This is a genomic window from Xanthomonas sp. NCPPB 2250 (genome assembly GCF_056725265.1).
Window position 1 is genome coordinate 3,883,254 of sequence record NZ_CM161520.1, and the last position, 12,033, is coordinate 3,895,286.

A 12,033-nucleotide genomic window follows, 5' to 3' on the forward strand; every position below is an offset into this window, starting at 1 on the left:
CGGCTCCGGCAATCGGGGCCGGCTATGAAGCCTGGATCGCGGCGTCGACGCAAGCACCAGGCATCGGCATGGCGAACGCACCGTCGCAGGCCGTCGTCAGGCAAATCGGACGACACAAAGCAAACGCAATGGCCGCGTGGCCCATGCGGATCCAGAACACCAACGCCCCCCATTGGCGAGTGCGCCGCCTTGTCGCCGCCGCGAGAAAATCCGCGCGCAAAAAAAGAGGAGCCGGCGAACCGGCTCCTCGTCCTCCTGCCGCATCGCCAGATGGCAATGCGGCTCACGCGGCCTTGACCGGCGCATAGCCATCGAAGGTCATGCTCGCCGATGCCCGTCCCTGGGTCAGCGAACGCAACGCGGTGGCATAGGCCTGCAGTTGCGCCAATGGCGCCTGCGCGACCACCTCGGCACGGGAGCCGCGCTCTTCGATCGCCACGACGCGTCCTTCGCGCCGCTGCAGATCGCCGAGCACGTCGCCGACGCTGTGCGCAGGCGCATCGATCGCCACCGCCATCATCGGCTCCAGCAGCAACGTGCCGGCCTGCGCCAGCGCCGCCTTCACCGCGTCGGAAGCCGCGCGCTGGAACGCCAGGTCCGACGAATCCACCGCATGCGCCTGGCCATCGACCAGCACCACCTCCACGCCGACCACCGGATGGCCGAGCGGGCCTTGCGCCAGCGCCGCACGCGCACCCTTCTCGGTGGCGGCGACGAAGGCCTTCGGCACCACCCCGCCGCGACTTCGGTCGACGAAGGTGACCGCACCGTCCGCGCGCGGCAGCACATCCAGCACCACCTGCGCGAACTGGCCCTGGCCGCCGTTCTGCTTGGACAGCCGCGCCGCCACGCCCAGCGCAGCCGTGCGCGGCGTTTCCTGGTAGGCCACGCGCGGCGCGCCGGTGCGCACGTCCACGTGCCACTCGCTGCGCAAGCGCTCCACCATCACCTCCAGGTGCAGCTCGCCCATGCCCCAGATCACCGCTTCGCCGGTCTCCGGATCGCTGTCGACGCGGAAGGACGGATCCTCCTGCGCCAACCGCGCCAGGCCCTGGCCCAGCCGCACCAGGTCGGCCGCATTGGCCGCGCCGAGCCGCCACGCCAGCACCGGCGGTTGCGTGCGGATGCGTTCCAGCACCCACCGCGCCTGCACGCCACTGAGCGTCTCACCGCTGACCGCGTCCTTCCAGCCAAGCACGGCGACGATCTCGCCGGCCTGCGCCTGCGCCACGTCGTGGGTGCGCTGCGCCTGCACCACCGCCAGCCGCCCGATCCGGCGCGGACGCCGCGCATGCGAGGTCCACACCGTGTCGCCGACGCGCAAGGTGCCCGAATACACGCGCACGAACGCCAGCGGCCCCTGCGCGGTATGCGCGAACTTGAACACCAGCGCCGCCAACGGACCGGACGGATCCGGCGCCAGCAAGGTGTCGGGTCCGTCCCCGGCACCGACATCGGTGTCCGTGTCGGCCCGGGCGGCGACCGGCGGGCGGTCCAGCGGCGACGGCAGCCAGTCGACGATCGCGTCCAGCAACGGCTCGATGCCCTTGCGCTTGAACGCCGAGCCGGCCAGCACCGGCACGCCGGCGCCGGCCAGGGTGGCCCGGCGCACGGCGGCGCGCAGCAATTCGGCGTCGATCGCGCGTTCCTCAAGATAGGCCTGCGCCAGCGCCTCGTCGTGCTCGGCCACCGCGGCGATCAACTGCTCGCGTGCGTCCGCGAACGCGGCCGCCTCCTCGGCCTGCCAGGCGCGCGCGTGCAGGTGCCCCTCGTCGTCCCAGGTCAGCAGGCGGCCGCCGACCAGATCGCTCCAGCCGTCGAAGCCGGAGTCGCCCGGCACCGGTACGCCGACCGCCCAGACCGTCGCATCGAGCTTGCTGCGCAACTGCGCCAGCACGCCGTCGAACGAGGCGCCGGCGCGGTCCATCTTGTTGACGAACGCGAGCATCGGCACGCCGTGGCGACGCGCTTGCCGCCACACGGTTTCCGACTGCGGCTGCACGCCGTCGACCGCGGAGAACACCGCGACCGCGCCGTCGAGCACGCGCAGCGAACGTTCCACCTCGATCGCGAAATCGATGTGTCCGGGAGTGTCGATCAGGGTCAGGCGATGCGCCGGCTGCTCGCGCGGCGCCCACTGCACCTGCACCGCGGCCGCACCGATGCTGATGCCGCGCGCGCGTTCGATGTCCGAGAAATCGGTGGTGGCGGCACCGTCGTGGACTTCGCCCACACGATGGGTCGCACCGGCGGCCCACAACAGGCGTTCGGTGAGGGTGGTCTTGCCGGCGTCGATGTGGGCGATGATGCCGAGATTGCGCCAGCGGGAAAGGGTGTTCGTGTTCATGAGAGAGATTCCGCATTGCCAACACTGGGGACGCCGCATGCCCCGGTTGGCGAGGCGGGCATGCGGCTAGGTTTCGGGTTCGGCGGCGTAGTGCATGGCACGTTCTCCTTGGCGTGTCGGAACGGTGGAACAGCGAAAAACAGGCAATAAAAAAGCACCCATCGGGTGCTTGTCTGCGGCGGATCGGCGATGGCCGGCGTTAGCGCACGGCTTCGACCACTCCTTCAGGCAGGCGCACCCGGCCTGCGCTGACGCGCAGGGCGTTGGGCAATATCAGCAGCGGTGCGTGGGCCATGGCGGCGTGGACGTTCGGGTGGAAATGTGGCCGCAAGTCTGGACCTGTGCGAGGGCCCGGTCAATGCGGGCGGCGCGGTGCCGCTGGAACGGTCAGAAGCGCTGCGTGCAACGCTGGGGAGCATGGATGGACTGCCGAAGGTACAGAAGCGCACTGCCGTGCACGCCCACGCGGCACCATGGGGCGGCACCTTCCGGTCAGTCGCGCCGCCCCCGATCGCCGCGCCGATGCGGCAGATGCCTCTGCCGGCACCGACGCGACGCACGCATCACCAGCCGATGTTGGTGTTCTGTACCAACCCGGCCGCGGCGTTCGGGCCCTTCCAGAGCACGTTGCCCATCGCCACGCCGTACTGGCCGCCGCCCCAGAACAAGGATTCCTTGCCGCTCGAGCGGCAATGGTTGCCGATGATGCTGACCCTGGAAATGTTGTTGAAAAACATCGCCGTGTCGCGTGTGTTGTTGAAGATGTTGTTGTGGACGGTGATGTCGTGGATGCGGCCGACGGTGTCGGAGACCACGGACAACTGGAAATCGCCGCCCTCGAAGGTGTTGTCGGCGAAAGTGATCGAGTTGGCATCCTGGCTCAGCGAGCACACCACCGTGCCGGGCGGCCCCGACAGCCAGTTGCCGATGCATTTGACGTAGGAACTGTTGTTGGTGATCTGCACCGAGGCCACCTTGACCTGGTCGATCACGTTGTGCGAGATGTTGATCTCCAGGCCGTGGTCGACGTAGACGCCGATGCCCGCACCGGCGGAGGCGAGAATGGAATTGTTGACGATCCTGACGCCCTCCGGCTGCGCCGACGTGGACCCCAGATAGACGCCCCCGCAGCCAAGCATGTAATTGCCCTCGACGAACGAGTTGATGCCGCCGTCGCGGTTGTAGACCGCGTAGTCGCCGATGGAATTGAAGAAGCATTCGCGGATCTGATAGCCCTCGCCGCCAACGCAGTGGAAGCCGTTGGACAGGAAGCGCGAGAACGCCACGCCACGGATCAGGATGGTACGGTCGTCCGGGCGATCCGGCGCGGAGTAGGCGTATTCCACGCCGTTCTGCGCGCGGTTCATGCCATCCAGTCCCAGGTCGAACAACGCGGCGTTGCCGCCGAGCACATAGACCAGGGCCACGTTGGCCGGGAAGTTGTCGCCGGCGCGAATGGCGCAGTTCTGCCCGGAGCCGGCCACCACGAAACCCGCCGCACTATTGACCTTGCTCTTCACGAACAGCGGAAAGTCGACCCGATAGGAACCGGCGGGGAAAAACACGTAGCCACCGTTGGTGCCCACGCTGTCCAGGGCCGCCTGGATCGCGGGCTGGTCGTTGGTCGCGCCATCGCCGACCGCGCCGAAATCCTTGACGTTGACGATGGGAGAAGGCGCCGCCGCCTGCGTGGTGCTGGTGTTGGCGCCGGCCACGTCCACGCCGGCGAGCGCCGCGACTCCGGCCATGCCGCCCAGTCCCACGAAGCGGGAAAAATCACGGCGCGACATTCCCGCCGCAGGACGCTGTCCATCCGAATGCTGTTGCATGTCCATCTCTCGTTTTGGTGAAGAAGCGGGTTGGCGAAACGCCGCATGGGCGGCATCGCATCTGACCCGAAAAAAGTTTCAGCCGGCACCCGTCAGCGAACGCAATCGCGATTGCGCCGGACAGCCCGCTGCGCCCCCCCCTGGCCCGACAGCGTCACACGCTCCAGATCTCGCCGAACACCCGCGCGAAGTTCAGGCCCAGCACCTTGTCGGCGACACGGGCGGCGTAGCCCTGGCGCAGCAGCGCGTCGGCGACGCGTTCGAGCTTGCGCGGGGTATTGGCGTCGGGCAGGTAGGGCAGACGGTTCTCGCCCGGGGCGCCGATGCCGTCGCGACGGCGCTGCACCAGGTCTTCCTCGAAAGCGCGCCGGTCCTGCTCGGTGATCGGGAAGAACAGCGAATCGGTGCCGATGCCGACATGGTCCTCGCCGCACACGTCCAGTGCGTGCTGCAGATGGCGCATGTAGTCGGCCAGCTGCGGTTGGCGGCTGTCCTCGGTCAGGAACGGCAGCATGTACACGCCCATCACTCCGCCCTTGTCGGCCAGCGCGCGCAGTTCGGCGTCCTGCTTGTTGCGCGGATGCGCGAACACCGCGGCGCAGCCGGCATGGGTGATGACCGGCGGGCGTTGCGACAGGGCGATGCCGTCGCGGGTGGTCTGCAGGTTGCAATGGCTGAGATCCAGCGCCACGCCGAGCCGGTTCATGCGCGCGATGGCGTCGCGGCCGAGCGCGGTGACACCGCCCGTGTCGCCGTCCAGGCAGCCCACGCCGAACGGCGTGGTGCGGTTGTAGGTCAGTTGCATGACCCGTACCCCGAGCTGGCGGAACAGGTCGATGCGCGCGGGCTTGTCCTCCAGCATCGCTGCCGACTCGAAGGAGAAGATCAGCGCGACGCGTCCCTCGCGCTTGGCGCGGCGCAGGTCGGCCGGCTGCAGCACCTTGAAGAAATGCTCGGGATAACGCTCGACCAGCGCCTGCGCGGCGGCGATGTCCTGCACGGCGGTCTCGAAGTCGCCGGACGCACCGCCCAGTGTGGTCTTCAGCGCGGACACGCCCGAGTCGCGCAATTGCTGCAACAGCTGCGGTGCATCCGGGCCATCGAATACCTGCCCGATCGAGGCCAGGGCGTTGGCATCGAGCACCAGCGCACGCCGGTACAGCGCGTCGGCATCGTGCGCAGCGGCAGCGGCGCCGCCCGCGATGGCGGCCCCGGGCAGCACGCCGGCCACTGCGCCTGCGGCAGCGGCGCCCAGGCATTGTCGCCGCGTCCATCCCTTGCTCATCGCTTCGCTCCCCGGTGCGTCCTGCGGTGTCGGCCCGCATGCGTGTACGGCCTGCGCCATGCGCGCGCCAGGCACCATACCGCAAACGCGCCCCGCCCCACCATGCGAGGCGTGGCCGCATGGATTTCGTCGCCCCGGCCTCCTATCATCCGCCGACACTTCCAGGACGGCCGCCCATGACCACCCCGCAGATGTCGGTGTATTTCTTCCTGCAGGCGGCGGTGATCCTGCTGGTGTGCCGCCTGGTCGGCCTGCTGGCCAGGCGCCTGGGCCAGCCGCAGGTGGTCGGCGAGATGATCGCCGGCGTGGCGCTGGGGCCGTCGCTGTTCGGCGCGCTGCTGCCGGAGCTGCAGCAGGCGCTGTTCCCCAAGCCGACCCTGGACATGCTGTACGTGGCCGCGCAATTCGGCGTGGGCCTGTACATGTTCCTGGTCGGCACCGATTTCCGCGGCGAGCACTTCCGCACGCGCTACCGCAGCGCGATGGGCGTGTCGCTGGCCGGCATCGCCGTGCCGTTCGTGCTCGCCTTCGTGCTGGCGCCATGGCTGCTGCACGTGCCGGGGCTGTTCTCGGCCAAGGCCAAGCTGCTGGAGGCCTCGCTGTTCCTGGGCGCGGCCATCGCCATCACCGCCTTCCCGATGCTGGCGCGGATCATCCACGAGCGCGGCCTCACCGGCAGCCCGCTGGGCACGCTGGCGTTGACCGCCGGCGCGGTCGACGACGCCGCGGCCTGGTGCATCCTCGCGGTGGTGCTGGCCAGCTTCGGCGGCAGTTGGGGCAGCGCCTATCTGGCAATCGGCGGCGGCGTGGGCTACGCGCTGTTCATGCTGCTGGTCGGCCGCCACTGGCTGCGCCGCCTGGCCGACCACGTGCGCCCCGACCAGCCGCTGAGCGCCGGGGTGCTGGCGGTGGTGCTGATGCTGTTCTGCGTCAGCGCCTGGGCGATGGACGCGATCGGCATCCACGCGGTGTTCGGCGGCTTCCTGCTCGGCGCCTGCCTGCCCAAGGGCGCGTTGACCGAGAAGCTGCGCGAGCAGTTGCAGCCGTTCGTGGTGGTGTTCCTGCTGCCGATGTTCTTCACCTTCTCCGGGCTCAAGACCGAGCTGAGCGTGCTGCTGGACCCGCAGATCCTGCTGGCCGCCGGCGCGGTACTGCTGGCTTCGTTCCTGGGCAAGGGCATCGCCTGCTGGGCGGCGGCACGGATCAGCGGCGAGAACAACCGCAATGCGATGGCGATCGGCGCGCTGATGAACGCGCGCGGGCTGATGGAGCTGATCATCATCAATATCGGCCTGCAGGCCGGGGTGATCGAACAGGGCCTGTTCTCGATCCTGGTGCTGATGGCCATCACCTCCACGCTGATGGCCACCCCTCTGTTCAACTGGGTGATGCGCCGCGCGGGCGGCGACGCGCTGCCGGCGGTGGCGGGCGGACGCCCCTGACGCACGCAGGCGTTCGACGACAGCGGCGCCGACTCGGCGTACACGGATGCGCGAAGAAACGCGCGGTCACAGCGGCGTCAGCCGCCACAGTCCATAGGGATTGGCAAACAGGTCGCCGGACTGGAACTGGGTACAAGGCTCGGCCTGGAGCCGGTAGCGCGGCGCATCCGCCGCGACCGAGAAGGTATGGCCCTCACGCACGTCGGGCGCCTCGTTGAACAGGTAGCAGGTGAAGGTGTGCAGCAGGCCGACCGGGTCGGATGCTGCCTGCGCCGCGACGATCGCGTCCTTCATGCCGAACTGGTGCATGCCGCAGGAGTGGACCTGCTCGCCGGTGATATTCAGCACATAGGCGCGGTGGGCGCTGCCCAGCGACAGGTCCGCGCACAGTTGCCGCCAGTCGGCGGGGCTGTGGGCGACGCCGCTGCTTTCCACCTTCACCCCCAGGCCGCCGGCGTCCAGCAACGCCGCGGCCGCGCGCATCATCGTCTCCGCACGCACCCGCGAGCCGCCGGCACCGATCAGGTAGACGACGGACGCATGCGTGCCGATGCGCGCCATGTCGGCCGAGCCGCGCCAGTGCGGCCCGGCGGCGGCGAACGCGGCGGCCATGCGCGCATCGTGCGGCTCGTACTGCAGTTCGCACGCCTGGCCGCTGTCCATGTGCATCAGCACCTGCCCGGCGAACAGGTAGCCACCACTGTCCTGGACGATGCGCGCGAGCAGGTCCGCGCGATCCGGCCATGGGCCGGGAATGCAGAGCACGATCTTGGGAGGTTCGATCACGGGTGGCGGCTCCTTGCCGTCAGGTGGGAGCGAGCGCGCGAGCCGTCGACGGGCATGGCCACCGCCGCGACGGCACCCTCCCCCGCCGGGAACGCCGCACTCAGGTCAGCGCCGTCATCACGCCCTTGCGATAGGCCGGGCGCTGCTGCAGACGCTGGTACCAGGCGTGCAGGTGCGGCAGCGCGGGGCGTTCGATCGGCATCTCAAACCAGGCATAGGCGAAGCTGCCGAGCGGGATGTCGCCCATGGCGAAGTGCTCGCCCGACAGCCAGGGCTGTTGTGACAGTGCGGCGTCGGCGGTGTGCAACAGCTCGGCCGATTGTTCCAGCGCGGCGGCGATCCTGGCGGCATCGCGCTGTTCCGGCGCGGTGCGCAGCACGCCCCAGAACAGATCGCGGAAGGCGCCGGCGAAGCGCGAGGTGGTCCAGTCCATCCACTTGTCACCCTGCGCGCGCAGCACCGGATCCTGCGGATAAAGCGTTCCCGGCGCGTAGCGCGCGGCCAGGTAGCGGACGATGGCATTGGATTCCCACAGCGCCAGGCCATCGTCCTCGATCGCCGGCACCAGGCCATTGGGATTGAGCGCGCGATAGGCCGGCTTGTCGTTGCCGCCGAACGCGCCGCCGACCTCGATGGAGGTGTAGGCCAGGCCGATCTCTTCGGCGCACCACAGCACCTTGCGCACGTTGCTCGAATTGTGGCGGCCCCAGATGGTCAGCATGTCGGCGCTCCGGTTGCGGTTGCCGAATTCTACGCCGCCGTGCCGCTCACTCGCTCGCCGCACCCTGTGGCAGGCGCCGGGTCAGCAGCCGCTGCAGCAGGCAGAACAGCAGCAGCAGGCCGCCGATCACGATGCGCGTCCACCACGAACTGAGTGTGCCGTCGAACACGATCAGGGTCTGGATCGCGCCCAGGATCAGCACGCCGAACAAGGTGCCGATCACGTAGCCGCTGCCGCCGGCGAGCAGGGTGCCGCCGATCACCACCGCGGCGATGGCGTCCAGTTCCAGGCCCTGCGCATGCAGGCTGTAGCCGGACAGCATGTAGAACGTGCACACCACGCCGGCCAGCGCCGAGCAGAAACCGCTGAAGGCGTAGACGCGCACCTGCGTCGCCTCCACCGGCAGGCCCATCAGCCGCGCCGAGGCCTCGCTGCCGCCGAGCGCGTACACGCAGCGGCCGAAGCGGGTGCACTGGGTCAGCCACATGCCCAGCGCCACCATCGCCATCGCGACCAGCGCACCGACCGACAGCGACGCGCCACCGCCCAGCGGCAGCCGCGCCTGCGCGATCGAGGTGTACAGCGGGTCGGTGATCGAAATCGAGTCGACGCTGATCAGCGTGCTCGCGCCGCGCGCCAGGAACATGCCGGCCAGGGTCACCACGAACGGCTGCAGGCGATAGCGCTGGATCAGCAGGCCCATTGCGGCACCGAACACGCTGCCGAGCACCAGCACCAACGGAATCGCCGCCAGCGGCGACCAGCCATGGCGCTCGACCAGCGACGCCGACAGCACCGTGGCGAAGGCCAGCACCGCGCCCACCGACAGGTCGATACCGCCGCTGAGGATCACCAGGCTCATGCCCACCGCGGCGATGCACAGAAAGGCATTGTCGATCAGCAGATTGGCTAGCACCTGCGGCGCCAGGAAGCCGTCGTAGAGCACGCCGCCGGCCGCCAGCATGGCCACGAACAGCGCCACGGTGATCGCCAGCGGCAGGCGCGCGCCCTGCAGAAGGCCCACTGCCTTGCGCACGGCCACGCGCGGCGCCGCCGCGCTCATGGCCGCACCTGCGGCGGCGGCCGCCGGATCCAGCCGCGCAGGTGCGCGCGGAAGGTCGGCGATTGCAGCAGCATCACCGCGAACACCAGCAGCGCCTTGATCAGCATGGTGACCTGCGCCGGCACGCCGAAGGCGTAGATGGTCGCGGTCAGGGTCTGGATGATCAACGCGCCGATCACGCTGCCAGCCAGGCTGAAGCGCCCGCCATCGAGCAGCGTGCCGCCGAGGGTGACCGCGAGGATCGCGTCCAGTTCCATCAGCTGCCCGGCGTTGTTGGCGTCGGCACTCTTGACGTTGGAGCTGATCAGCAACCCGGCGAGGCCGGCGCTGAACGCGCAGAACACGTACAGCAGCACCGCGATCAGCCGCGCACGCACGCCCGCCACCCGCGCCGCCCGCGGGTTGTGGCCGATGGCACGCACGAACAGGCCCAGCGCGGTGCGCCCCAGCAACAGTTGCAAGGCCGCGAACACCGCCGCGACCACGAACAAGGCGAACGGCAGGCCGAGCAGGAAGCCGTTGCCGAGATAGAAATACGGCGGGTAGTAGATGGTCAGGATCTGTCCGTCGCCCATCAGTTGCGCGATGCCGCGCCCGGCCACCATCAGGATCAGCGTGGCGATGATCGGCTGCATGCCGACCTTGATCACCAGCAGGCCGTTCCACAGCCCGCACAGCGCCGCCACCAGCAGCGGCGCCAGCAGCACCGCCCACAGCGGGAAGCGGCTGTGTTCGCCGCCACCGATCATCCACGCCGCCACCGTCGCGGCGATCGCCACCACCGCGCCAACCGAGATGTCCAGGCCGCGCACCGCGATCACCAGGGTCATGCCCATCGCCACCAGCGCCAGCGGCGCGGCACGGTTGCCGATGTCGACCAGGCTGCCGTACAGGTGGCCGTCGCGCCATTGCAGGCTCAGGAAGCCGGGGTCGAACAGGCCATTGCCGAGCAGCAGCACCGCCAGCGTCGCCAGCGGCCAGAACAGCGGATGCGCGCGCAGCCGCGCCGGCCAGCGCGGCGCGACGACTTCGGGCGTGGCGGCGGCGCTCATGCCGCGCTCCCGGCGATGAGGTCGAAGATCGCACGCTCGCCGCAACCGCCGGGCAGTTCGCCGACCAGGCGGCGTTCGCGCAGCACCGCGATGCGGTCGGCGATGCGCGCGAGTTCGGCCACCTCGGCGGAGATGAACAGCACCGCCATGCCCTCGCGGGCCAAGGCCAGGATCCGGGTCATGATGTCCTGCTTGGCGGCGATGTCGATGCCGCGGGTGGGTTCGTCGAGGATCAGCAGGCGCGGCCGCGTCGCCAGCCAGCGCGCCAGCACCACCTTCTGCTGATTGCCGCCGGACAGCAGCCCCACCGGCGTCTCCAGGCTCGCGGTCTTGATCCCCAGCACGTCCACATAGCCCTGCGCGATGCGCACCTGTTCGGCCGGCGCCAGGAATCGGCGCAGGCCCATGCGCGCCTGCAGCGCCAGCACGATGTTCTCGCGCACCGACAGTTCGGCGACGATGCCCTCGGTCTTGCGCTCTTCCGGGCACAGCGCCAGGCCGTGGGCGATCGCATCGGGCGGGCCGCGCAGCGCCACGGCGCGGCCGTCGATCGTCACGCGGCCGCGATCGGCACGGTCCAGCCCGAACAGCAGCCGCGCCAGTTCGGTGCGGCCGGCGCCGAGCAGGCCGGCCAGGCCCAGCACCTGGCCTTGGCGCAATTGCAGGTCGACCGGCTGCAACTGGCCGCGCCGGCCCAGCCCCTGCGCGTGCAGCAGCGGCGCAGCGTGCTCGGGCGGCGCTGCGCGTACCGCGGCGGCCGCGGCGCTGGCCGGGTCGAGCGCGCGCCCGACCATCGTCGCGACCAACTGCGGCGCGGGCAGCGCATCGGGCGTGTATTCGCCGACCAGGCGGCCATTGCGCAGCACGCTGATGCGGTCGGCCACCGCGTAGACCTGGTCCAGGAAATGGGTGACGAACAGGATCGCCATGCCGGCCTCGCGCAGCGCGCGCATCACCCGGAACAGCTCGGCCACCTCGCCTTCGTCGAGGCTGGAAGTGGGTTCGTCGAGGATCAGCACCCGCGCCGAGACGCCGACCGCACGTGCGATCGCCACCATCTGCTGCACCGCCACCGGATAACTGCCCAGCGCGCGGCGCACATCGATGGCGATGCCCAGGCGCTGCAGTGCAGCCTCGGCCTCGCGCTCGACCCGGCGCCAGTCGATGCGCCGCGACCAGCCGCGCAGCGGATAGCGGCCGGCAAACAGGTTCTCGGCCACCGACAGGTTCGGGCACAGGTTCACTTCCTGGTACACGGTGCTGATGCCCAGCCGTTGCGCCTGCTGCGGCGAGGCCGGGGCGACGACGGCGCCGTCCAGCGCGATGCGCCCGGCGTCGGCGGCGGTCACGCCCGTCAGCAACTTGATCAGCGTCGACTTGCCCGCGCCGTTCTGGCCCATCAACGCGTGGATCTCGCCGCCGCGCAGGCGCAGCGCCACATCCTCCAGCGCGGCCACGCCGACATAGGCCTTGCTCAGTCCCTGCGCCTCCAGCACCAGCGGATGCAT

Annotated in this window: 9 protein-coding genes; 1 reads left to right on the top strand and 8 read right to left on the bottom strand. The window is 69.8% G+C overall.

Translation table 11 applies throughout. From position 1 onward, the window contains the following. Positions 1-283: 283 nt before the first annotated feature. The 3 genes from fusA to AC1PMG_RS15520 form a co-directional block, all read right to left on the bottom strand. Complete coding sequence (fusA, locus tag AC1PMG_RS15510) at positions 284-2,347, bottom strand: elongation factor G (RefSeq protein WP_481109478.1); 2,064 nt, start codon at positions 2,345-2,347, stop codon at positions 284-286. A gap of 563 nt (positions 2,348-2,910) precedes the next feature. After that, positions 2,911-4,095, bottom strand: coding sequence for a right-handed parallel beta-helix repeat-containing protein (locus AC1PMG_RS15515; RefSeq protein ID WP_342073434.1), 1,185 nt, complete (start codon positions 4,093-4,095; stop codon positions 2,911-2,913). Between the two features lie 235 nt (positions 4,096-4,330). Next, complete coding sequence (locus AC1PMG_RS15520; RefSeq protein ID WP_481109479.1) at positions 4,331-5,461, bottom strand: dipeptidase; 1,131 nt, start codon at positions 5,459-5,461, stop codon at positions 4,331-4,333. Positions 5,462-5,637: 176 nt separating this feature from the next. Here AC1PMG_RS15520 and AC1PMG_RS15525 point away from each other — a divergent pair, with 176 nt between their 5' ends. Further along, positions 5,638-6,903 (top strand): cation:proton antiporter, encoded by a 1,266-nt coding sequence (locus tag AC1PMG_RS15525; RefSeq protein WP_481109480.1) that lies wholly within the window; start codon positions 5,638-5,640, stop codon positions 6,901-6,903. Between the two features lie 66 nt (positions 6,904-6,969). Here the strand turns inward: AC1PMG_RS15525 and AC1PMG_RS15530 are convergent, their stop codons facing one another. The 5 genes from AC1PMG_RS15530 to AC1PMG_RS15550 form a co-directional block, all read right to left on the bottom strand. Continuing rightward, complete coding sequence (locus tag AC1PMG_RS15530; protein WP_481109481.1) at positions 6,970-7,689, bottom strand: hypothetical protein; 720 nt, start codon at positions 7,687-7,689, stop codon at positions 6,970-6,972. A gap of 100 nt (positions 7,690-7,789) precedes the next feature. Continuing rightward, on the bottom strand, positions 7,790-8,410 hold the full coding sequence (locus AC1PMG_RS15535) for a glutathione S-transferase family protein (RefSeq protein ID WP_481109482.1): 621 nt from the start codon (positions 8,408-8,410) through the stop codon (positions 7,790-7,792). Between the two features lie 46 nt (positions 8,411-8,456). After that, positions 8,457-9,473 carry a galactofuranose ABC transporter, permease protein YjfF gene (gene yjfF / locus AC1PMG_RS15540; RefSeq protein ID WP_481109483.1) on the bottom strand — a complete coding sequence of 339 codons (1,017 nt, stop codon included), beginning with the start codon at positions 9,471-9,473 and terminating at the stop codon, positions 8,457-8,459. Then, complete coding sequence (locus tag AC1PMG_RS15545) at positions 9,470-10,525, bottom strand: ABC transporter permease (protein WP_481109484.1); 1,056 nt, start codon at positions 10,523-10,525, stop codon at positions 9,470-9,472. Before AC1PMG_RS15545 ends, yjfF begins: the two co-directional genes overlap by 4 nt. Beyond that, positions 10,522-12,033, bottom strand: coding sequence for a sugar ABC transporter ATP-binding protein (locus tag AC1PMG_RS15550; protein WP_481109485.1), 1,512 nt, complete (start codon positions 12,031-12,033; stop codon positions 10,522-10,524). Before AC1PMG_RS15550 ends, AC1PMG_RS15545 begins: the two co-directional genes overlap by 4 nt.

What these genes read in the sequence shown, in the direction of transcription:
- yjfF (WP_481109483.1), bottom strand. Translation starts at nt 9,473, where the DNA reads ATGAGCGCGGCGGCGCCGCGCGTGGCCGTGCGCAAGGCAGTGGGCCTT.
- fusA (WP_481109478.1), bottom strand. Translation starts at nt 2,347, where the DNA reads ATGAACACGAACACCCTTTCCCGCTGGCGCAATCTCGGCATCATCGCC.
- AC1PMG_RS15545 (WP_481109484.1), bottom strand. Translation starts at nt 10,525, where the DNA reads ATGAGCGCCGCCGCCACGCCCGAAGTCGTCGCGCCGCGCTGGCCGGCG.
- AC1PMG_RS15515 (WP_342073434.1), bottom strand. Translation starts at nt 4,095, where the DNA reads ATGGCCGGAGTCGCGGCGCTCGCCGGCGTGGACGTGGCCGGCGCCAAC.
- AC1PMG_RS15520 (WP_481109479.1), bottom strand. Translation starts at nt 5,461, where the DNA reads ATGAGCAAGGGATGGACGCGGCGACAATGCCTGGGCGCCGCTGCCGCA.
- AC1PMG_RS15550 (WP_481109485.1), bottom strand. Translation starts at nt 12,033, where the DNA reads ATGCATCCGCTGGTGCTGGAGGCGCAGGGACTGAGCAAGGCCTATGTC.
- AC1PMG_RS15525 (WP_481109480.1), top strand. Translation starts at nt 5,638, where the DNA reads ATGACCACCCCGCAGATGTCGGTGTATTTCTTCCTGCAGGCGGCGGTG.
- AC1PMG_RS15535 (WP_481109482.1), bottom strand. Translation starts at nt 8,410, where the DNA reads ATGCTGACCATCTGGGGCCGCCACAATTCGAGCAACGTGCGCAAGGTG.